The sequence below is a fragment of the Pseudomonas sp. S9 genome, from assembly GCF_000222125.1.
In the GTDB taxonomy this organism is placed as follows: domain Bacteria; phylum Pseudomonadota; class Gammaproteobacteria; order Pseudomonadales; family Pseudomonadaceae; genus Aquipseudomonas; species Aquipseudomonas segetis.
Window position 1 is genome coordinate 387464 of record NZ_AFFX01000001.1, and the last position, 23613, is coordinate 411076.

Genomic DNA, 23613 nt, shown 5'->3' on the forward strand with positions numbered 1-23613 from the left:
CAAGTTGCTGGCGTTGGCTAAGTATCATCTTGCCGAAGGTCTAAGCTGTCACATATTCTTGACGAATAATCCGCTGTGATACTGATTTTTCGGCATCGCGGCCCATAAAAATACGATCCGGGCCCAGTCATGCGTATCAAAGTTCACTGCCAAAACCGCATTGGCATCTTGCGCGACATCCTTAATCTGCTGGTCGAGTACGGCATCAACGTGGCCCGTGGCGAGGTCGGCGGTGAGCATGGCAATGCCATCTACCTGCACTGTCCGAACCTGATCAACCTGCAGTTCCAGTCACTGCGCGCCAAGTTTGAAGCCATTACCGGTGTGTTTGGCGTCAAGCGCGTAGGGCTGATGCCCAGTGAACGGCGGCACCTGGAGCTCAATGCGTTGCTCGGAGCCCTGGATTTTCCAGTGTTGTCCATCGATATGGGCGGTTCTATCGTTGCTGCCAACCGGTCCGCGGCGCAACTGCTTGGCGTGCGGGTCGACGAGGTGCCGGGCATTCCCTTGTCGCGTTATGCCGAGGATTTCGACTTGCCGGAGTTGGTGCGCGCGAACAAATCGCGGATCAATGGCTTGAGGGTCAAGGTCAAGGGCGATGTGTTTCTGGCCGATATCGCGCCGCTGCAATCGGAACATGATGAAAGCGAAGCCCTGGCTGGCGCGGTGCTGACCCTGCATCGCGCGGACCGTGTCGGCGAGCGTATCTACAATGTGCGCAAGCAGGAACTGCGTGGTTTCGACAGTATCTTCCAAAGTTCCAAGGTCATGGCTGCGGTAGTGCGCGAGGCACGGCGCATGGCGCCACTGGATGCGCCACTGTTGATCGAAGGGGAAACCGGCACGGGAAAGGAACTGCTGGCCCGTGCTTGCCACTTGGCCAGCCCACGAGGCCAGTCACCCTTCATGGCGCTTAACTGCGCCGGTTTGCCCGAGTCGATGGCCGAGACCGAGCTGTTTGGCTATGGGCCGGGCGCATTCGAAGGCGCCAGGCCCGAAGGTAAGCTGGGCCTGCTCGAATTGACGGCTGGCGGTACGCTGTTTCTTGATGGCGTGGGAGAGATGAGCCCGCGCTTGCAGGCCAAGTTGCTGCGCTTTTTACAAGATGGCTGTTTCCGCCGGGTTGGCAGCGATGAAGAGGTGTACCTCGATGTGCGCGTGGTCTGTGCGACACAGGTGGATCTATCGGAACTCTGCGCGCGCGGTGAGTTTCGTCAAGACCTGTATCACAGGCTCAATGTACTGAGCCTGCATATCCCACCCTTGCGCGAGTGCCTGGATGGGCTGGCTCCGTTGGTTGATCACTTTCTCGACCAGGCCAGTCGGCAGATTGGCTGTGCATTGCCCAAGGTTGCGCCTCAGGTGCTGGAGCGGCTCGCTCACTATCACTGGCCAGGCAATGTGCGCCAGCTTGAAAACGTGCTTTTCCAGGCTGTTTCCTTGTGTGATGGGGGGATGATCAAGCCCGAGTACATTCGCTTGCCAGATTATGGTGCCCCTCAGCCGATTGGTGATTTCTCGCTGGAAGGGGGCTTGGATGCGATTGTCGGGCGTTTCGAAAAAGCCGTGCTTGAGCGCCTGTTCAGTGAGTATCCAAGCAGTCGCCAACTCGGTAAGCGGCTTGGTGTATCGCACACCACCATTGCCAACAAGCTGCGCGAGCACAGTATCGGCAAGGTGGCCAAGGCTGAGTGAAGCACCAATGAAGCCACCATCACCCTGCACGTTCAGGGTGATGGCAACCTCCTGGTACTAGCTTTGTGGCCTGATCAGGCTGCGCTGCAGCGCGGCATTCTTCAGTTGACTGTGGAAACTGCTGGCAGTTTGCGCAGGGGCGGCCTGTTCTTGCGGCTGTTGTGGCTGCTCTTGGCGCTCGGGCGCCTGCCATGGCTGGGTCAAGCCATCGACACTGGTGCCAAACAACGATGGGTCGCTGAGTAGACCGTCGGCGGTCAAGTCGACCCGCTGTTGCCGACCCAGAATCCAGGTCATGTCCAATTCACTGTCGAACTGGCTGTCGAGCAGCTGTTGGTGAACAAACTGGCCAGGCACCTGATAAGCCTCGTCGATGTCGCTGAGCAAGCCTGCCGACGCCGGTAGCAGTACCTTGCTGCCGTCCGACTCACGGGCGATGAAGGCGTTGAGCCTGCTATCGCGTTGCACCACGGGGCTGATGAACACCACCGGCTCGATATCCTTGAGCAGTGGCTGATATTGACCCGCCGGATCCCGGTCGTCTTCGTGGTGGAATGGACCATCTTTGGGCGCTGGAATAAAGGGCGCCGTGATATCCAGGGTAATCACCAGTTCGGCAGGGTCCGTGGCTCCGGCCAGGTCACTCAAGGTGTAGGTAAAGACATCGCTGAGCACCTGGCCCAATCCTGCGGCAGCCAGGACTTCGTTGTTGGTCAGGTCGATGCTGTAGGTGTAGCTGCCGTCGGCATTGAGTACCAAGGTGCCGTAGCGTCCGACCAGTGGTTGGCCCAGCGTCCCGGCCGTGCCGCTGGCGTTTTCCGCACCAGTGCGGATCGCCACGACCTGCAGGCTGTCGCCACCGTCGACATCGCTGTCATTGGGCAGCACGTTGCCGCTGGTCTGCGGGGCAGGGACCTGGTCACTGGCCACATTGCTGTCGTTGACGGCCAGCGGGTTGTCGTTGGCGCCTTGAATCAACAGGTTCAGGCGTGCAGTGGATTCTGCACCGGCGGTATCACGCATGCGGTAGGTGAAGGTTTCACGCAGGGTTTCACTTGCCGTGCGCAAGGCCTGAACTGTTGGATTGTTGTTGTCCAGCACGTACTGGTATGTGCCGTCGGCGTTAAGCGTGAGGCTGCCGTAGCGGCCCACCAGCACCTGGCCTGCGCTTGAAGTGTTGCCGGTTTCGCTGCTGGCGCTGACCACCTGCTTGGTTTCGCCATTGGCTACACTGTCGACGTCGGTGTCGTTATCCAGCACATTGCCTTGCGGATTGACCCCTGGCGTGCCGTTGAAAATGCCACCGGCTTCCACCGCCGTGGCGTTATCGTCTACGGCTACAGGCGTGTCGTTACGCCCGTCAATGGTGATCACCAACTGCGCGGTGTCATCGGCAAGATAGGGGTCTTCGACTGTGTAGGTGAAGGTTTCAGTCAGGGTCTGGCCGCTGATACGCAGTGCTTGGACGGCCGCAAGGCTGTTATCGAGCACATAGGTCCAGTTGCCATTGCTGTTAAGGGTCAGGTTACCGTAGAGGCCGCGCAAGCTGGTGCCCACTGCGCCGCTGGTACCTGTGCCTGACTCTGTTCCGGTACGGACGCCGGTTACGGTTAGCACGCCGTTTTCCAAGTCGGTGTCGTTGCTTAGCACATTGCCGCTCGGGTTGACCCCGGCTGTGCCGTTGTTGACGCCGCCTGCCTCAATGGCCGTGGCGCTGTCATCAACACCCACTGGTGGATCGTTGCGACCGATAATCAGAATCGACAATTGCGCAGGGTCGCTCAACCCGCCATCGTCGGTCGCGGTGTAGGTGAAGTAGTCGTAGAGCGTATCGAGCAGGTTGAGTGCCAGTACATCCGGGTTGGTCTTGTCCAGCACATACTGGTAGCTGCCGTCGGCATTGAGTACCAGGCTGCCATATTGCCCCACCAGAACGCTGCCGACCGTGCCAGCAGTACCGCTGCCTGCTTCCTGGCCGGTGCGGATCGCGGTAACGGTCAGGTTGTCGCCAGCATCGACATCGGTGTCATTGGTCAGCACGTTGCCGCTTGGGTCGATAAACCGGCCGTCGCCATTGTCGGCTACCGCGATACCCAGGTCATTGGCCGCCACCGGGGTGTCCCAGGCGCCTTCAATGGTGATCAGTAGCTGGGCGATATCTTGTGCGCCAGCCGTATCGTGCATGCGGTAGCTAAAGGCTTCGCGCAGGGTGTCGCCAGGCTTGAGGGCTTGCACTGCGGCCAGGCTATTATTGACCACGTAGCTGTAGTCACCATTGGCACGGACTGTCAGGGTGCCATATTGGCCGACGATCGATCGGATGGCACCGACGCTGGTAAAGCTACCTCCGGCGACCTCCAGACCGGTGCGAATCCCATCGAGGGTTTTGCTATCACCGCTGTCGACATCAGTGTCATTGGCCAGCAGGTTACCGGTTGGATTGGTGCCCGGCGTACCATTGTTGACGCCACCGGCTTCAGTCGCTGTATTGGTATCGTTGACTGCTACAGGGTTGTCGTTGCGACCTGAAATGGTGATTGTCAGTACTGCGCTGCTGGTTGCGCCGGCCAAATCGCGGATGGTGTAGGTAAAGCTTTCGCTCAGTTTGTTGGCATTGGTGCGCAGCGCCTGGACCAGTGGGTTGTTGTTATCGACGGTGTAGGTGAAGCTGCCGTCGCTGTTGAGCGTCAGGCTGCCGTAGCTGCCAGAGAACGCACTGCCAATACTGCCGCCAGCAACGGCTGAAACAGTGAGCGTTTCGCCGTAGCGGTCGACGTCTGTGTCATTGTCCAGCACATTACCGCTTGGATTGACCCCCGGCGTTGTGTTGTTCAGCCCGCCTGCTTCAACCGCTGCGGCGCTGTCATCGTTGGCAACCGGGGTATCGTTACTGCCTTGAATGGTAATGGTTAATACTGCTGTATCGGTTGCGTCAGCTGCATCAATGACGGTGTAGTTGAAGCTGTCGGTCAGGCTGTTGCCTGCACGCAGGGCCTGGACCGCCGCCATGGAGTTGTCCAGCCGGTAGCGATACTCGCCATCCTCGCCGATGGTCAACCAGCCATAGGTGCCGCGCAGTTCTACGTCCAGGGTGCCGGCAGTGCCCGCGCCTTCGGTTGCGCCGGTACGCACTGAATCAACAGCCTTGGTCTCGCCATTGGCGACGCTGTCGACATCGGCGTCATTGTCCAGCACGTTGCCCACGGGGTTAACACCGCCGGTTGCATTGTTGACGCCGCCAGCTTCAATCGCAGTTGCGGTGTCGTTGTCGGCAACCGGGTTATCGTTCTGGCCACGAATCACCACGATGATTTCAGCGCTATCGCTGAGTCCACCGGGGTCTGTCACTGTATAGGTGAAGCGCTCTATCAGGGTGTCGCTCGGTTGGCGCAAAGCCTGTACCGCTGCCAGGCTATTGTCGACCACATAGCTGTAGCTGCCATCTTCGTTCATGGTCAACTGACCGTATAGGCCCTGCAGTGCCTGGCCGACGATGCCAGAGGTACCGCCTGCGGTTTCCGCGCCGGTCCGAATTGCAGTAACGGTAAGAGGGTCACCATCCGGGTCTTCGGCCGAGATATTGTCTGCGGGGTTGACCCCGGGAGTTGTATTGTTGACACCACCAGCTTCGGTTGCCAATGCCACACCATTGTTTGCCAGGGGCACGTTATTGGCGCCGGTGACAGTGATCACAAGCTGCGCGGTATCGGTCAATCCTGCCGTATCAGTGATTTGATAGGTCACGACCACATCAAGGGTCTGGCCAAGCGCCAGGGCGACTATCTCTGGATGGTCGCTGTTGACGTCGAAACTGAATGAGCCGTCGGGGTTGATTGTCAGTTCACCGTAGGACTCATTGCTGGCATTGGTCAGTGGCGTGCCTGTTGAGTCTTGGGCGTACAGGGTGTCGAGCGTGGTGCCAGTCGTCACTGCACCCAATGCGCCGCCAGCAACCTCGGTGCCATTGCGGATGCCGGTAACGGTCAGGTTGGTGTTGGGGCGGTCAGCACTGTCGACATCCTGGTCGATACCGTTGCCACCGGGCAGGCCTGTGTTGTCAGGACGGCTAGGGAAGGTAATGACATTGCCGGTTGGGTTGACTTCATTACCGTCGTCATCAACCTCACTGGCTTGCGCCTGGGCATGGTCATCGCTGGCAACCGGGTTGTCGTAGTTGCCTTGGATGACGATGGTCAGGTTGGCCAGATCATTCAAACCCAGTGCATCGGTCACCTGATAGCTGAACTCATCGCTCAGGGTGTCATTCGGGCCGAGGCGCTGTACGGCGATGTTGTCGTTATCAATTACATAGCTGTACTCGCCATCGGAAAAGATCGTCAAGGTGCCGTAGGTGCCATCAATGCTGATGGACCCGCCTGGAGGCACGATCAGCGGTGTGCCGATTTCATCTTTAGGCACATTGCGGATAGCGGTTACGCTTTTGCTTTCGCCATAGTCTACCGGGTCGCCAGCGCCGCCATCGACATCGGTGTCGTTGTCGAGCACGTTACCGGTTGCGTCCTGGCCTGGAACTGGGAAACCGCTCGGTGGAGTGTCGCCAGGATTGCCGACATCGGTATTGTTGACGCCACCTTGTTCGATGGCCAGGCCGTTATCGTCTACGCCTACTGGTGTGTCGTTGGCGCCCTCTATGGTCAGGGTCAGCAGCGCGGAGGAGTTGGCAGTCGCCAGCGGTACACCGCTGTCGCTGATCTCATAGCTGAAGGTTTCACTCAGGGTTTGGCCGCTCAGGCGCAGGGCCTGGACTTCAGGGTTGTCATTGTCGACAACATATTCATAGGCGCCGCTGCTATCGACAAACAGGCTACCGTAATTGCCTTCGATTTCAACGGTGCCAGTCGCAGGGACGGGGACGGTCGTACCATTGAAAGTGACCGAAACCAGGATGAGATTTTCGGTATCCGGATTGGTAATCAGGTCGACGTCGGTGTCGTTGTCGGTCAGGTTGCCGGTGGGGTTTACGCCCGGGGTCTGGTTGTCCCGGCCACCTGCTTCGACGGCGGTTGCTTCATCGTTTACAGCCGTCGGTGGGTCATTGACCGGAGCCACCACGATCAGCAGTGAGTCCTGATCGGTGCGAGCGTCAGTTGATTCGCCGGGGATGCCATTGCCGTCGAAATCACCGAAGTTGCCCAGGTCATCGGTCAGTACGGTCAGGGTGTCGTTACCATTGAAGTTGGCGTTGCCCAGGTAGTTGAGGCTGGCCAGCGCCGCATTGATATCGGCGATACGACCGACCAGCACCACTGAGATGCTGTTGCTGCCAGTGACAGTCACACCCGTGGTGGCGCCGGTGAAAAACAGGGTGCCTTGGGTGACGCTCAAGGTCACCTGGATTGCCCGGTCGGTGATATCCGGGTCGCGCTCGGCATCGACGTCACTGACAGATATGCCTGAAATGGCCAGGGCGATATCTTCCTGGGCATTTTGGGTGCCGGGAAGGCTGTTGACCGGTGCGTCGTTGATTTCGACATAGCCCGAGTCGGCGTTCTGGCTGTCAGCTTCGCCGAGAGTGATATTAACCTGGCCAAGGGTGCTGCCATCGGTGTCGATGCGAATGCGCATGTCGCCAAAGGCGACGATACCGTTGACCTCGGTAGGCGCGTCGATGCGATACAAGCCCGAAGGCAATACGCCGAAGATGAATTGGCCATTGGCATCGGTGGTTGCGGTAAAGGTCGCATCGTCGGTGTTGCCGAAAATGCCATCATTGCCAGCCCAGGTCAGGGTTACATCCTGGCCAGCAATGCCCGGGCCATCGGGTGTAATGGAGCCGTCGGCCGAGCCGGTATCGTTCCACAGGGTTCCGCTGATGATGCCCAGGCCCGCGGCCTCCACCAGCTGGTAGTTGTTGAGCACCGCGTCGTTATCCGGGCCAACGCCGTCAGCGCTGGTGCGCTCGCCATCGGCGCTGCCATCGGCGCCGACGGTGCTGCCGCCCCAGGTGGTGAAGGTTTCCGGCAGACTGCTCCAGGTGAGGCTGGCGTTGGTGTTGGCAACAATGGCGTCGTTGGGCACATCGACGGTGTAGACCACGCTGATCTGGCTGCCCACATCAACCTGGCTGAAGTCCACACTGAGCCCCCCGGCGGTGCTGAAGCTGATGCCATCCGCAGGCAGATCAGCGGCCGCGTAAGTGGTGCCGCCAACAGTGATGCTGACCAGTTGATAGTTGCTGCCCGTTGGAAAACTGTCGCTCAAGTTGACGTCATAGGCGGGCAGTTCGCCGCTCTGGTTAAAGCCGATGGTCACTGTTGCGGTGCCGCTGCTATCGCCGACATTGGGGTCAAAGTTGGTGACTGTTTTGTCCAGGCCACTAAAGCCGCCTTCGACAATACGCTCAAACAGAGTATCGCTGGTGGCACGCAATGCGCCGTCTACACGGTCCTGAACAAATACGCCTAGCTGATCCCCGGCCTGGTTGCTGACCTGGTTATTTACCCGGGCGCTGAACTCAACAATGATCCCTTCGAGGTTGTCATCGTTGCTGTCATCACCTGCGGCGCCTGCACCGTTAGTGACGTTGCCAAAGTTGATGGTAATGACCTGGCGCCCATTGGCATCGGTAGTGACTGTTACATAATCGGGATTGAGCACCCCGGTCGGCCCCGCGCCAGACAAGTCCGGGGTGATAAACAGGGCTTCGGGGGAGTTCTCGTCGCCATCAATGGCCAGCACACCGCTAGTGATCAAGTCGCTCAGGTCGGTTACCAGGCCACCATTGGAGACGAAGGCCACGCGCATGCTGGCGAGGTCGGCCAGCGTCAGCCCGGCATCCAGGGTGATGCTGATCGAGTAGTTGGGGTTTTCACCTTCTGGAATCAGTGCGGCAGCGCGGTAGCGAACCAACTCGCCGACCGCGACATTTTCGACTTCGGCATTGGTCGGGTTCGGCGCAGTGGTGTCATCCAGACCGCCTACACGGGAAATCCTGATGCCCTGAGCAACCGGAATCACCAAGGTACTTTCGAGGCGGTAATCGTTGAGGGCGCCGCTATTGAGCAGGCCGTCCACGCCTGTACGTTCGTCGCTGTTGACCCCATCGATACTGGTCCATTGCACTTGGGCCTGGTTGTCAAAGTCCGGAACCGAGGCGCCACTGGCATTGACTACGCCGCTGACATTGATCGCAATACTGCCACCCTTGGCGATATCGATATTGCCGGTGTTGACCAGCGTGCGGGTCACTGGGTCCAGGCTGAAACTGCTGGTGATGTCGGTGCTTACACCATTGACCGTATAGATCACGCTGGTCAGTGTCAGGTTATCAAGTTCAGTGGGAAGGGTGTCGCTGAAATCGATATCGAAGGCATCAAAGTCCGTAGCGCTGTTGCCATTGCTGATGGTGATGGTGAAGTCGACGGGGTCATCCTGGTCAAAGCCGAAGTCAGTCGGGGTGTTGATGGTTTGGCTGATTTGCAGCGTCGGTTCACGCACTGTGATTGTCGGTTTATCACCGGTGAGCGTGACAATGCGGTTGATGCCATCGGCCGGATCAGTGCTGTTTGGGGTGTCGCCGTCGGTGTCGTTGTAGGTGAGCGTCGCGTCATTTTGCAGAACCTTATTGGCCTGGTTGCTGCTGACATCGGTGGCGATCAAGCGCACGCGAATCACAAACTTGTTGTTGTCGGGGTTTTTGTCGCCATTGACCGAGGAGATGCTGAACTGTTGTTGTCGCCATTGACCGAGGAGATGCTGAACACGAAGTTTGAATCACCGCCATCGGTGCCTGTTGTATTGAGCTGGCTGATGTTTACCGTGCCGCCGAAGTCCAGGGTGAGATAGCCTCCGGCGGTGGTGATCAATTGATAGCCACTGCCGCTGTAACTGGTGTCCAGGCGCATGCCGGGTGGAATCAGGTCGTTGATGTTGAGTGACTGGGTGACACCCTCAGGCAGGGTGACAATGATGTCGTAGAGCATGCTTTCGCCCACGACCAGGTCAGCGCCTGTGGTGTGGCTGGCGCTCGAATCTGAGTTATCAAGGCCGCCACCGGCAAAGCCCTTGCTGATCTCGGGGGCTGCCACTTGTTGCGCTGCGGTATCACTGAGCACGCCGCTGTCGAGGAAATTCGCGCCGCCTTCAATGCTGGCGTAGTTGAGCAATGTGCCGGTGCTTTCAAGTGTTGCGCTGGCGTTGATGTTGCCCGCAACCACAGTGTCGTAGGTGATGACAATCAGGTTGGCGCCACTGTTATCGGCGGCTGTCCCCGGACGACCCGCGAGGAGAGCGCCAACCCCGGCATTGTCAACAAAGGTAATGGTATTGGTGGCGTTGTCGACGGTGAAGTCGACCCCGGCGATCAGTTGTGAGCCATCACCGCGGAAAATCAGCAGGTTGGCGCTGGACAAGCTTCCGCCGACGAAAGACAGGCCAGGTGGCAGGGTGATCTGGGTGCTGACATCAAAGGCATTGCCGCCACCGGTATTCTCGATTGCAGTGGCCAGGCGAATGGTGTCGCTGGCGTCAATATCGGTGACGTTGCCTTCAATCGCATTGATATCGGTAACGCTGCCGGTGAACGGGGCACCGCCGGTGCCGGGGGCGTTCCAGCCGCCGGTGGTGCCGGTGACTGTACCGTTGCTCGAGGAAACCACGCCGTGGGTGATGCTCAGGTCTGGTTCGGCGACCGAGGCAATAAGGGTGACATCATCCGAAGACAGGATTTCGGTCTTGTCGAGGGTTGTGGTTTGGCTAGATTCGGCCAACACGTTGAATGAGCGCTGGTCAGCAAAGGGTTGATCGCTGACCGTGAGGGTGAAATCAATTTGGATGGTGCTGCCGTCAGTGCCGCTGTTGACGTAGTCGTCGAAGGTAAAGATCAACGAGTTGCCCGGGCCGATAGTGACCGAGCTTGGGCTGTTGGGGTTGGTATTGTCAGTGCCGAGCTGCCAGATGGTGCTGGCATCGAGACCGGTCAGGTCGAACAGCGGCAATGGCAGGTAGGCGGTAAGGGTGAAGTTTTCGTAGTCCCCGGTTACCAGATCATAGGTCAGGCTGAACGTGACTTCATCGCCTGGGCGCAATTCGGTGCCTGGCGGCGGGGCGCCATTGCCATTCAGGTCGGCAAGTTCGATATCAATGGTACTGGTTGGAATGGTGCTGGTGGTACTTGATGAGTCCGACTGGTCTTCACCCGTGAGGTTGACTTCGTCTTCCATTATGGTCGCGGTAACGGTCGCATTGTTGCCGAATGAGTCGCCCTCGTTGATCTCACTGTGGGGGGCGCCTGCGGGGGGCGTATAGCTTTGGCCAATCACCGCCTGGTAGCTGAGCACCGCTGTGCTGGCGCCCTGCAGGATGTCATCAAAGGCCAGGTCACCGTTGATCCACTGGTGATTGGGATAGTAGTTCTCAATCGAGGCGGCGATATCGAACACCAGCGAGGTGGTGCCGTCCGGGTTTACAACCTGGGTGAAGACGACCGGGATTTGATAGTCGACACCATCGATATTGGCGGAGATCGTCAATGTGCCATCGACCAGTGTCTGGCCGTCGCTCAGGGTGTCGGTAATGACAAAGCTGCCCTGGTTGAGCAGGGTTTTACCAAAGGCGAAATAGTCAGAGACATTGATGTTGATGACGTAGTTGAGGGTGTCGCCCGGGCTCAGTCCGGCGCTGCCGATATCGGTCTGCAGGCTGACTTGTTTTTCCAGGGTGATCGACTTGGCGACTATGCTGGTCGCAAACCCATCGCCGCTGAAGGCAATGGTATCGCCCGGATTGGCAACGTCGCGCGGGTCAAGCGGTTGCCATTGGCCAGTAGCCGTGGGCGGGCCGAAGGTAATAGTGGTGTCATCGCCGGTGATCGGGTTGATCACCGGATTGCCGTCGACATCGGCGTCAGGCACGAAGAAATCGACATTGGTCGTTACAGGCGCCGAGAAGTCGCTGTAGGCGACCGTAAACGACTGGATATAGACGTCGTTGGTCTGGTCGGCATCGTTATTGCGGGCAAATACCGCATTGATCAATGTCGGGTTGCTGATGGTGTCGCCGTTGTACAGGGTGATCGAGGTGAGGGTGCCGTTGGCCCCCGGTGTTATCTGGGTGATGATCACATCGTCGGGAACCGGTTGGGTGATCTCCAGGTCGGTGATGGTCTGCGAGGTTGCCGGGCTCACCGTAATTTGCAGTTCGCGGCCATAGTTGGGGCCGGTCGCGGTTTCACCCTCGGGCGCTATGATCTGTTGATCGAATGTGATGACCGTTGGGTGTATCACATAGCTGGTGGAGCCGGACTGAACCAGGCTTGGGTCAACGCTTGGGTTGTTCAGTGCATCGTTGCCGTATTGGAAACCGCTGCGCGCGCGAATAGTCAAATCAGGGCTTGCTGCCGAAGACGAGAAATCGGTGTCTGCTAGATCACTCAGGGTCGCTGTAACCTGGATGCCAATATTGGGCTGGCCCTGGCTGACGCTGGCAAAGGGTAATTCCAGCACCACCATCTGGTCACCGGCGCGCATCCCGTAGGCGGCGGCGTTCACGACCAGTGGCTGGCCATCAGCGCCGACGGCCAAGGGGTGGACTGCCTGGCCATTGGCATCAAAGGTAATGACGTGAGCGACCAGTGCCTGGCCTTGGTAGCTGGCTGAAACGAAGCTGATACCGTCATCAATCTCCGCGCCGGCGCCATCGATACCTGTTGTAGGCAGGAACACATCGACAAAGGGGGCGTAGCCGGACTGGGATGAGGTGTTGGAGAAGTTCAGGGTAAAGGTGAAGTTGCTGCCCAGTTGCACATCGGCCCCTGTGCCTGCCGCAGATAGCGTAGGCGCTGCGTCGGCCAGCAAGCCAGAAAAGCCGTCGATGGTTGCAGCGCCAAGGGCAATTGATTTATCAATATCGCCATCGCGCACTTCCAGTTCCCAGTCGCCACCTGCGGCCTTATTGCCGGTGTCGTCGTTGGATGCCCCGACATCAGCGCCCGTCCAGCGGGCCAGTTCAGCGACCAGGGTTTTGCCAACCTCGCCAGCGCCAATCCGGCAGCCGTAGAGTTGAATGTCCGCACCGGCGCTGAGGTTATTGCTCCATTGCGCGAAGCGACTGCCAAGTTGATCGATATTGTCACTCGACACGGTCGTGCTGCCCAAGGTGAATTGGCCAGCGGCGCCGTGGGAGAGGATTTGTACAGAGTCCACCTGGCCCATGGTTTCCAGGGCTTTTTCAATGGCGGCAATGCCGTCTTGCTGAGTGTCGACAATAATGGCCTTGACACCTTGTGGCAGCTGCTGGGAGAGCTGCTGGCTATTCTCAAGGCGACTGTCGATCACCAGCAATGCGCGTGCTGCCGAGGTAGGTGGCGGGGCAGAGCGGGCTGCCTCGACGGGGGTTGCAGGAATGTGGCTGTTGTCTTGGCCATCGGGGGCAGAATTTGCCGAGGTGTCAGTAGTGTGTTGCTCTGTGGCAACTGCTGCTGCACCGTCGAACAGAATCCTCGGCTCCAATGCCAGCGTACGGTTGCTGGGCTTAAAGGGATTACCGTTGCGACCGGTATAGGCTTTCGACATTGCTATGGCTCCATGCGCATGAATAGACCGTTAATAAAGCGTAGCTGGTTCTTTCGTCCTCGTGGTGCGAAAAAACAAATTTAGCCCCGAGCTAAAGCGGTATAAGGCTGATAGAAACAATCCAGCAACTGGTTATTTCAATCAAAAAACCCGGCGTAATCCATACGCCGGGTTCTTGGGGAAACTGCCTATTTGTGTGCGAAAAGTTATTCGTCCATCGCACCCATGGCAGTGGTGTTGAAGCCACCGTCGACATACATGATTTCACCGCTTACGCCTGAGGCCAGGTCAGAGCAGAGGAACGCGCCAGCGTTACCAACCTCTTCGATGGTGACATTGCGGCGCAATGGTGTTTGCTTTTCGTTGGCGGCCAGCATCTTGCGGAAGCTCTTGATTCCCGAGGCTGCCAGCGTACGGATTGGACCGGCCGAGATGGCATTTACGCGGGTGCCTTCAGGGCCCAGGCTACCAGCCAGGTAACGAACACCGGCTTCGAGGCTGGCCTTGGCCATACCCATTACGTTGTAGTTAGGCATGGTGCGCTCGGCGCCCAGGTACGACAGGGTCAGCAGGCTGCCATTGCGGCCTTTCATCAGCTCGCGCCCAGCCTTGGCCAAGGCTACGAAGCTGTAGGCGCTGATGTCGTGGGCAATGCGGAAGCCTTCGCGGGTGGTGACATCCGTGAAGTCGCCATCGAGCTGGTCGCCCGGAGCGAAGCCGACCGAGTGAACAATGCAGTCAAGACCGTCCCACTTTTTGCCTAAGGCTTCAAATACAGAAACGATTTCATCATCATTGGCCACGTCGCACGGGAAGCACAGGTCAGCGCTTGAACCCCACTCAGCGGCAAAGCCTTCAACCCGGCCCTTGAGTTTTTCGTTCTGATAGGTGAACGCCAGTTCGGCACCTTCACGGTGCATGGCTGCAGCAATGCCTGAGGCAATGGAGAGTTTGCTGGCAACGCCAACGATCAGTACGCGCTTACCGGTTAGAAAACCCATGTGTTGTTCCTCTTCCTATCTACAAGGATTAGTCAGCTTTTGCTGGCGCCAAGAAGGCTGCCTCCAGCAGTTGCTGAGTATAAATATGCTGCGGTGCGGCAAATATCGCCTCTGCCGGACCCTGTTCAACCACTTGACCTTGCTTGACCACCATTAAATGGTGGCTTATTGCCCGAACAACGGCCAGGTCGTGGCTGATGAACAGGTAGGTCAGGTTGTACTTGGCCTGCAACGACCGCAACAACTCGATAACTTGACGCTGAACGGTGCGGTCGAGCGCCGAAGTGGGCTCATCCAGCAGTATCAGCGCCGGTTTAAGTACCAGTGCCCGGGCAATGGCAATACGTTGCCGCTGTCCGCCTGAAAACTCATGAGGGTAGCGATGCCGGGATTCCGGATCGAGGTCTACCTCTTTGAGCGCATCAATCACAGCCTGTTCCTGCTCGGCTGCGCTACCCATGTTGTGAATGTCCAGCCCTTCACCGATGATTTGGCCAACCGACATACGCGGGCTCAGGCTACCGAAGGGGTCCTGGAACACCACCTGCATCTGTCGCCGTAGCGGCCGCACTTCCTTTTGCGAAAGACCATCTACCGCCTGGCCCTGGAAGCGTATCGCGCCCTGGCTCCCAAGCAAGCGCAGGATCGCCAGGCCGAGCGTGGATTTACCGGAACCACTTTCGCCAACGATGCCCAGGGTCTGACCCTGGGGCAGGCTGAAGTTGATGCCGTCCACCGCTTTTACATAATCAACTGTGCGGCGCATGAGTCCTTTTTTAATCGGGAACCACACGCGCAGGTCGTCAACTTCCAGTATTGGTTCGCCTGGCGGGTTATCGACCGGGTCACCGCTGGGCTCCGCACCAAGCAGCTCCTGAGTATAGGAATGCTGTGGCGCAGTGAACAAATCTTCACATGACGCCTGTTCGACGATCATTCCGCGCTGCATGACACATACCCGGTTGGCAATTCTTCTAACCAGGTTCAGGTCGTGGCTGATCAGCAGTAGCGACATGCCCAGGCGCGCTTGCAAATCCTTGAGCAATTCAAGGATCTTCAGCTGCACCGTGACGTCGAGCGCAGTGGTGGGCTCATCGGCAATCAACAGTTCTGGCTCGTTGGCCAGTGCCATGGCGATCATCACGCGTTGGCGCTGACCGCCCGACAATTCATGGGGGTAGGCCTTGAGCCGCTTGCGTGGCTCAGGGATGCCCACCAGGTCGAGCAGTTCCAAGGTGCGCGCGGTCGCCGCCTTGCCGCTGAGCCCTTTGTGCAAGGCGAGCACTTCGTTGATCTGTTTTTCGATACTGTGCAGCGGGTTGAGCGAGGTCATGGGCTCTTGAAACACCATGGCGATGCGGTTGCCACGGATACCGCGGAGCTTTTTCTCGTTCATGCTCAGCAGGTCTTCACCCTTGTAGCAAATGGTGCCGCTTGGGTGCTGGGCAATCGGGTAGGGCAGCAAGCGCAGGATGGAGTGCGCGGTGACCGATTTGCCAGAGCCGCTTTCACCCACCAGCGCCAGGGTTTCGCCACGACGGATGTCAAAGTTGATGTTTTCCACCACGCGCTGGCGGTTTTCACCGGTGACGAATTCAACGGCCAGGTCGCGTACTTCGATGAGGTTGTCAGTGTCGTTCATCTTACTTCCTCGGGTCGAAGGCATCGCGAGCAGCCTCGCCAATAAACACCAGCAGGCTGAGCATGATTGCCAGCACCGCGAATGCGCTGATACCCAGCCAAGGCGCTTGCAGGTTGGACTTGCCCTGTGCGACCAGCTCGCCAAGCGAGGGTGCGCCAGGTGGCAGGCCGAAGCCAAGGAAGTCCAGTGCGGTCAAGGTGCCGATTGCGCCGGTGAGGATAAACGGCATGAAGGTCATGGTCGACACCATGGCATTGGGCAGGATGTGGCGGAACATGATTGCGCCGTTCTGCATGCCCAGTGCCCGCGCCGCACGCACGTATTCAAGGTTGCGCCCGCGCAGGAATTCGGCACGCACCACGTCGACCAGGCTCATCCAGGAAAACAGCAGCATGATGCCCAGCAGCCACCAGAAGTTGGGTTGTACGAAGCTGGCCAGGATGATCAACAAATACAACACCGGCAGGCCCGACCAGACCTCGAGAAAGCGTTGGCCGAGCAGGTCGACCCAGCCGCCATAGAAGCCCTGCAAGGCACCAGCGAACACACCGATGATCGAACTGAGAATGGTCAGGATCAAGGCGAACATTACCGAGATCCTGAAGCCATAGATCACCCGCGACAGCACATCGCGGCCCTGGTCATCGGTGCCCAGCCAGTTGACCGAGGACGGTGGTGCCGGGGCAGGAACCTGCAGGTCGTAGTTGATGCTCGAATAACTGAACGGGATGATCGGCCAGATCATGGTGCCGTCTTTGGCCGCGATCAGCTCCTTGATGTAGGGGCTCTTGTAGTTGGCCTTTAGCGGGAACTCGCCGCCAAAGACGGTTTCCGGATAGCGCTTGAAGACTGGAAAGTACCACTGGCCGTCGTAGCGAACGGCCAGCGGCTTGTCGTTGGCGATCAGCTCGGCGCCAAGGGTCAGGGTAAATAGCGCGAGGAAGATCCACAGCGACCACCAGCCGCGTTTGTGGGCCTTGAATCGTTCGAAGCGGCGCTTGTTGATTGGGGAGAGGGCCATATCAATTCTCCCTGCTTTCAAAGTCGATTCGCGGATCGACCAGGGTATAGGTGATATCACCGATCAATTTCACCACCAGTCCCAGTAACGTGAAGATAAACAGGGTGCCGAATACCACCGGGTAGTCACGGTTGATCGCGGCCTCGAAGCTCATCAGGCCCAAGCCGTCGAGCGAGAAAATCACTTCGATCAACAGTGAGCCGGTAAAGAAGATGCCGATGAAGGCCGCCGGGAATCCGGCGATGATCAAGAGCATTGCATTGCGAAACACATGGCCGTAGAGCACACGTGTATTGGTCAGGCCCTTGGCGCGGGCGGTGACCACGTATTGCTTGTTGATTTCGTCGAGAAAGCTGTTCTTGGTCAGCAGCGTCAGGGTTGCGAAGTTGCCGATAACCAAGGCTGTGACGGGCAGTATCAGGTGCCAGAAGTAATCAAGGATCTTGCCGGTGGTGCTCAGGTCATCGAAATTGTTCGAGGTCAGCCCGCGCAGGGGAAACCAGTTGAGATAGCTGCCGCCGGCAAACACTACGATCAACAGAATCGCAAAGAGAAACGCCGGGATTGCGTAGCCGATGATGATTGCCGAGCTGGTCCAGACGTCAAATGCGCTGCCGTGGCGGGTGGCTTTGGCAATGCCCATGGGGATCGAGATCAAATACATGATCAAGGTACTCCAGAGTCCAAGCGAGATGGAGACGGGCATCTTTTCGATGATCAGGTCGAGGACCTTGGCGTCGCGGAAAAAGCTTTCACCGAAGTCGAAGTGGGCATAGTTCTTGAGCATGATCCAGAAACGTTCTGGTGCCGATTTATCGAAGCCGTACATGTGTTCGATTTCAGCAATCAGTTCTGGATCAAGGCCTTGCGCGCCCCGGTAGTTGGAGCCTGCGACCGAGACCTCCGACCCTCCACCGGCAATCCGGCTGGTTGCACCTTCAAAGCCTTCAAGCTTGGCAATCATCTGTTCGACCGGGCCACCGGGAGCGGCCTGGATGATGATGAAGTTGATCAGCAAAATGCCAAACAGGGTGGGGATGATGAGCAAGAGGCGACGAATGATATACGCCAGCATGTTATTGCTCCGTGCCTTCAGCTTCAGGTGTGGCCGGCTGCGCGGCAGGTTCGGTGTCAGGCGCCGGGGCTGAGGATTCGCCAGGCTCATCCAATTGCTGTGCTTGGGCCTGTTTGGCAGCTTGCGCCTCCGGCGATGTCGGGCGCGCCCACCAGGTGTTGAGGCCAATGTCGTACATCGGCGTCACGTCAGGGTGTTGCAGGCTGTTCCAATAAGCCACGCGCCAGGTCTTGATGTGCCAGTTGGGCACCACGTAATAGCCCCAGAGCAATACGCGGTCGAGGGCGCGGGTGTGATTGATCAGGTCTTGTCGTGAGTCGGCACCAATCAGGCCTACCACCAGTTGATCGATGGCCGGGTCCTTGAGACCGATGAAGTTGCGGCTTCCTGGACGGTCTGCACTGCTCGAATGCCAGTATTCACGCTGTTCGTTACCCGGCGAGTTGGACTGCGGAAAACCACCAACAATCATGTCGTAATCACGCGAGCGCAAGCGATTGATGTATTGCGAGACGTCGACACGACGAATCACCATTTCGATGCCCAGGTCGGCCAGGTTGCGCTTGTAAGGCAGCAGTATGCGTTCAAATTCGGCCTGGGCGAGCAAGAATTCGAAGCTGACGGGCTTGCCGGTGGCGTCGAGCATCTGGTCGCCTTCGACACGCCAGCCTGCCTCTTGCAGCAACTGGTAGGCGCGTCGCTGCTGTTCACGAATCATGCCTGTGGCCTTGGTCACTGGCAGGGTGAATTCGTCGGTAAATACCTTGGCCGGGATCTTATCGCGCAGTGGCTCAAGTATCTTCAGTTCGGCTTCATCCGGCAGGCCACGGGAGGCCAGTTCGGAATTGTCAAAATAACTCCGGGTGCGGGTGTAGGCGCCATTGAACAGCTGTTTGTTGGCCCACTCAAAGTCAAATAGCAGGCCAAATGCTTCACGCACGCGCGGGTCTTTGAACAGGTCGCGGCGAATATTGAAGATAAAGCCCTGCATGCCGGTGGGGTTGGAGTTTTTCAGTTCTTCCTTGATCAACTGGCCGTTTGCAACGGCCGATACGTCATAGGCCGTCGCCCAGTTCTTGGCGCTGGTCTCCAGCCAGAAGTCGAACTGACCGGCTTTGAGGGCCTGCAAGGCAACGTCGTTGTCGCGGTAGTAGTCGATACGCATGGTGTCGAAATTGTAGAAACCACGATTGACTGCGAGGTCCTTGCCCCAGTAATCCTTGACTCGCTCATAGCGAATGCTGCGACCGGGTTTGACCTCGCTGATCCGATAGGGGCCGCTGCCCAGCGGGATTTCCAGGTTGCTTTTGCTGAAGTCGCGTTCTGCCCACCAGTGTTTTGGCAGTACTGGCAACTGGCCGACGATCAGCGGCAGTTCCCGGTTACCTGCATGCTTGAACTTGAAACGCACTATCAGCGGGCCTTCCACCTCGACGCTTTCAACGTCGGCGTAATAGCCACGGTACATCGGCGAGCCTTTGCTTATCAGCGTGTCGAAGGTGAACTTGACGTCTTCTGCAGTGACCGGCGTGCCGTCATTGAAGCGGGCTTCGGGGCGCAGGTAGAAGCGCACCCAGCTGCTGTCCGGGGCTTTTTCGATCTTCCCGGCCAGCAAGCCATATTCGGTGAAGGGTTCATCCAGGGCATGGACGGTAAGGGTGTCATAGATCAGGCCCAAGTCATCGGCTGAAACCCCTTTGTTGATATAGGGATTGAGGCTGTCAAAGCCGCCGAAACCGGCTTGGCGCAGCGTGCCACCTTTGGGGGCGTCAGGGTTGGCATAGTCAAAATGAGTGAAGTCGGCCGGGTATTTCGGCGCTTCGTCATACAAGGTTACGGCATGTTGTGGGGCGGCCTGGGTCAAGCAGGACAGGCCGAGTAAAAATATGGCGCTGGTTTGAACTGCAAATGAGCGCAGCGAATGCGTCATTGTTTTTTCTCCGTGGGTTTCAGCCACCAGGTACGCAGCCCCAATGTGTAGGGCGGTGTGGGGACATGAGCAAAGCGATTGCGATAAGCCAGTCGATGATAATTGATGTACCAGTTGGGGATGCTGTAATAACCCCAGAGCAACACGCGATCCAGAGCACGGGTTGCTGCAACCTGCTCATTACGGGTTTGCGCCGAGAGCAGCTTTTCAACCATGGCATCCACTACCGGACTGTCAATACCAGCATAATTCTTGCCACCTTTGACCTTGCCCTGGCTGGAGTGGAAATACAGCGATTGCTCAAGCCCCGGGCTTAGTGTTTGCGGAAGTGTCAGGGAAATCATGTCAAAGTCGAATTGATCAAGGCGCTGCTTGTACTGGGCGCGGTCGACGCTGCGCAGGTTTGCCTGGATGCCGAGGATCGCCAGGTTCTTGGCAAAGGGCTGGTAGATGCGCTCAAGGCTTGGGTTAACCAGCAACAATTCAAATTCGAAGTGCTCACCCTTGCCATTGACCAGGCCATTCACCGAAGGCTTCCAGCCCGCATCGGCCAATAGACCCAAGGCGCGGCGCAAGGTTTCCCTTGGAATGCCATGACCATTGGTTTTGGGCATGACAAAGGGGTCGGTAAAGAGTTTTTCCGGCAGCTCACTGCGGTAGGGTGAAAGCAACAGCCACTCGGCGCCGCCCAACTTGCCGGTGGCAGAGAACTCGCTGTTTGGATAATAGCTGTGCGCACGGGTGTAGGAGTTGTTGAACAGCGTGCGATTGGTCCACTCGAAATCAAACATCAAGCCCAGTGCCTCACGAACCCTGACATCGGCAAATAGGGGGCGCCGGGTGTTCATGAACAGCGCCTGGGTCTGGGTTGGAATCTTGTGGGGGATTTCTGCGCGGATAACATCACCACGTTGCACGGCCGGGAAGTTATAGCCATTGGCCCAGTTCTTGGCTTGTTGCTCGATGTAGAAATCAAACTCACCGGCTTTGAAGGCCTCGAATGCCACATTGCTGTCGCGATAAAAATCGACACGCACCTTGTCGAAGTTGTATTTGCCGCGGTTTACGGCCAGGTCTTTGCCCCACCAGTTTTTCACGCGCTCAAATGTCAGGCTCCGGCCGGGGCTGACCTGGGTGATTTTGTAGGGGCCACTGCCCAATGGCGGTTCATAGGTGGTGGCGGTGAAGTCGCGATCCTTCCAGTAGTGCTGGGGCAGCACCGGTAGCTCGCCAAGACGCAATATCAACAGGGGATTACCCGCACGCTTGAACACAAAGCGGATGCGATGCCGGTTGAGGATATCAACGCGCTTCACTTCCTGCAGGTTGGTGCGGTATTGCGGATGGCCTTCCTTGAGCAGGGTGCGGTACGAGAAGGCAACGTCATAGGCGGTAATCGGCTTGCCATCGTGAAACCTGGCGTTTTTGCGCAGGTTGAACACCACCCAGCTGCGATCTTCACTGTATTCGACTGTTTCGGCGATCAAGCCATAGCTTGATGCTGGCTCATCCCCGGATGGGTCATAGGCGCCAGTACCGACCATCAGCGGCTCATTCATCTCCGTCACGCCGTACTGCAGGAAGTTTGCAGTCGAGATCGGGCTCGAGCCTTTGAAAGTATAGGGGTTGAGGGTATCGAAGGTGCCTGAGGCCATCATGTGCAGGGTGCCACGCTTGGGCGCATCAGGGTTTACCCAATCGAAATGGGTAAAGCTGGCTGAGTACTTGAGCGCACCGAATTGAGCATAGCCATGGCTCTTGATAATGGTTGCCCCGGCAGGGAAACACACTAAAAGGCTGAGCAGTAATGGGATGAGGCGACGTATCAAGTGATATATCCGATCCGTGGCGGCTATGGGCATCTTGCCCGGTACAGTAACAGCTTGTATCGACAGGAAAAAGACTAGGCGCTCGAGTGACTTGGCCGCATGCGCTGGATACAAAACAATCCAGCCCTTGAAGGCTTGTCAGCCAGGCCCGCAGTGGCGCTGCAGTCATGACAGCAGGTTTTGCCCAGGCGAAATCCGGCCTGTTGTATCTTGTCCATTGCGTTAGAGGCGACGGCCGGTTTGATCGTCACACCCAGTGGCTTATTATTTTGTTGAAGCCAAGCAGCATCAGCGCTTGGCTTGTGTGCTGAGTCCTAGCGCGGCAGGCGCAGGGTCAGGGTTTGCCCGGGGCGTAATGCGCTGCCTGTGCGCGGGTTCCAGGTCCTCAGGTGCTTTACCGGGACTTTGAAACGCTGGGCGATTACCGACAAGGAGTCGCCTTTGCGCACTTTGTAGTAGGTGACAGTATCTTGCTTGCGGCTCGCTGCTGATTTAGTGCTCGAGGGGCTTGCCATGGCCAGGGTCTGGCCGATTTTCAGCTTGTTCCCGCTCAGCTTGTTCCAGCGCTTGACTTCAGAGACCGACACTTTGTTGGCCTTGGCGATGGACCACAGGTTGTCGCCTGGTTTTACCCGGTAACTGCGTGGTGTCGGGCGGGTGCTGGCAAGTTGCTGGTTAGCTTCACCTGCGCGCATTGGCAGGCTCAGGTTTTGGCCAACACGTAACCTGTTGCTGGTGAGCTTGTTCAGCTCGCGGATGCCACTGACGCTGGTGTGGTAGCGGTTGGCGATGCTGCTCAGGGTGTCGCCCCGGCGGACTTTGTATTCTTGCCAGCTGACCATGGCCTGCGGCTTCATGGTCGATAAGGTCGCGGTCAGTTGTTCGGCTTTTTCGACAGGCACCAGCAGTCTGGGCGGGCCGTCCATGGTGATGCGACGCTTGAAGGCCGGGTTGAGTTGGTACAGCTCATCTTCATCAAGATCCATCATTTGCGCAATCTTCGACAGATCCATGTTCTGTTTCAGGGCAACCTGTTCGAAGTAGGGCTGGTTGGCAACCGGGCTGAGACTGATGCCATAGGCCTTGGGTGTCATGATCACTTGCGACAGGGCCAGTAGCTTGGGCACATAGTTCTGCGTTTCAGTCGGCAGCGAGAGGTTCCAGTAGTCGGTTGGCAGGCCAAGTTTCTGGTTGCGCTCTATGGCTCTGCTGACCCTGCCTTCGCCCGCGTTGTAGGCGGCCAGTGCGAGCAGCCAGTCGCCGTTGAACATATCGTGCAGGCGCGTCAGGTAGTTCATCGCTGCATTGGTCGATGCCATGACATCACGGCGCCCGTCGTACCAGCTGGTCTGGCGAAGGTTGAAATGCCTGCCGGTGGCTGGCATGAATTGCCACAGGCCAACAGCATTTGCATGAGAAAGGGCGAGCGGGTTGTAGGCGCTTTCAATCATCGGTAGCAATGCCAGTTCAGTGGGCATATCGCGCTCTTCGAGCTGCTCGACGATGTAATGGATGTAAGGGTTGCTGCGCTCGCTGGCATTCTCGATGAACGAGGGGTTGCTGACAAACCAAAGGCGCTGTTGCTCGATGCGCGGGTTGATACCTATGATGTCTTGCAGCTGGTAACCATCGCGCACCCGTTCCCAAATATCAGTAGCGACATGCTTTTTGGGCTGGGTGTTGAGCCATACAGGTTCTGGTTTATGGCGTTGGACTGCCGCCATTTCGTTACTGGTTTGTGGCGTACTTTGACAGCCGGCCAGGGTCGCGCAGAACACCACCACGAGCGCTTGAGCGCTTTGTGCTAATGCCTTTGAATTCAAGGGTTTGCGTGGTGATAAAAGCATTAGCGGTGATGGTCTTCCAGATGCAAAGGTCGGGCGATTCTA

8 protein-coding genes and 1 pseudogene are annotated in these 23613 nt (G+C 57.8%); 1 reads left to right on the plus strand and 8 read right to left on the minus strand.

Translation table 11 applies throughout. From position 1 onward, the window contains the following. The first annotated feature begins 129 nt into the window (after positions 1 to 129). Complete coding sequence (locus tag PSES9_RS0101835; RefSeq protein WP_010483420.1) at positions 130 to 1695, plus strand: sigma-54-dependent phenylalanine hydroxylase transcriptional regulator PhhR; 1566 nt, start codon at positions 130 to 132, stop codon at positions 1693 to 1695. 57 nt (positions 1696 to 1752) lie between these two features. Here PSES9_RS0101835 and PSES9_RS22895 read toward each other — a convergent pair. The 8 genes and pseudogenes from PSES9_RS22895 to PSES9_RS0101875 form a co-directional block, all read right to left on the minus strand. Beyond that, a pseudogene (locus PSES9_RS22895) lies at positions 1753 to 13226 on the minus strand (VCBS domain-containing protein). A gap of 206 nt (positions 13227 to 13432) precedes the next feature. After that, complete coding sequence (gene fabI / locus PSES9_RS0101845) at positions 13433 to 14227, minus strand: enoyl-ACP reductase FabI (RefSeq protein WP_010483422.1); 795 nt, start codon at positions 14225 to 14227, stop codon at positions 13433 to 13435. A gap of 28 nt (positions 14228 to 14255) precedes the next feature. Continuing rightward, positions 14256 to 15869, minus strand: coding sequence for an ABC transporter ATP-binding protein (locus PSES9_RS0101850; protein ID WP_010483424.1), 1614 nt, complete (start codon positions 15867 to 15869; stop codon positions 14256 to 14258). A gap of 1 nt (position 15870) precedes the next feature. Continuing rightward, on the minus strand, positions 15871 to 16890 hold the full coding sequence (locus tag PSES9_RS0101855; RefSeq protein ID WP_010483426.1) for an ABC transporter permease: 1020 nt from the start codon (positions 16888 to 16890) through the stop codon (positions 15871 to 15873). 1 nt (position 16891) lies between these two features. Continuing rightward, positions 16892 to 17965, minus strand: a complete 1074-nt coding sequence (locus PSES9_RS0101860) for a microcin C ABC transporter permease YejB (protein ID WP_010483428.1) — start codon at positions 17963 to 17965, stop codon at positions 16892 to 16894. 1 nt (position 17966) lies between these two features. After that, entirely contained in the window at positions 17967 to 19895 is a 1929-nt protein-coding gene (locus PSES9_RS0101865) for an extracellular solute-binding protein (protein WP_010483430.1), read from the minus strand. Beyond that, complete coding sequence (locus PSES9_RS0101870) at positions 19892 to 21721, minus strand: extracellular solute-binding protein (RefSeq protein ID WP_029529320.1); 1830 nt, start codon at positions 21719 to 21721, stop codon at positions 19892 to 19894. The genes PSES9_RS0101865 and PSES9_RS0101870 overlap by 4 nt, the downstream gene beginning before the upstream one ends. 317 nt (positions 21722 to 22038) lie before the next feature. Then, the gene (locus PSES9_RS0101875; protein ID WP_010483434.1) at positions 22039 to 23571 is read right to left on the minus strand and encodes a lytic transglycosylase domain-containing protein; all 1533 of its coding nucleotides are present in this window, start codon (positions 23569 to 23571) and stop codon (positions 22039 to 22041) included. Positions 23572 to 23613 lie beyond the last annotated feature (42 nt).

Bases quoted from the DNA above. Each gene is read 5' to 3' on its own strand.
- PSES9_RS0101855 (WP_010483426.1), bottom strand. From the start codon at position 16,890: ATGGCCCTCTCCCCAATCAACAAGCGCCGCTTCGAACGATTCAAGGCC.
- fabI (WP_010483422.1), bottom strand. From the start codon at position 14,227: ATGGGTTTTCTAACCGGTAAGCGCGTACTGATCGTTGGCGTTGCCAGC.
- PSES9_RS0101865 (WP_010483430.1), bottom strand. From the start codon at position 19,895: ATGACGCATTCGCTGCGCTCATTTGCAGTTCAAACCAGCGCCATATTT.
- PSES9_RS0101860 (WP_010483428.1), bottom strand. From the start codon at position 17,965: ATGCTGGCGTATATCATTCGTCGCCTCTTGCTCATCATCCCCACCCTG.
- PSES9_RS0101875 (WP_010483434.1), bottom strand. From the start codon at position 23,571: ATGCTTTTATCACCACGCAAACCCTTGAATTCAAAGGCATTAGCACAA.
- PSES9_RS0101835 (WP_010483420.1), top strand. From the start codon at position 130: ATGCGTATCAAAGTTCACTGCCAAAACCGCATTGGCATCTTGCGCGAC.
- PSES9_RS0101850 (WP_010483424.1), bottom strand. From the start codon at position 15,869: ATGAACGACACTGACAACCTCATCGAAGTACGCGACCTGGCCGTTGAA.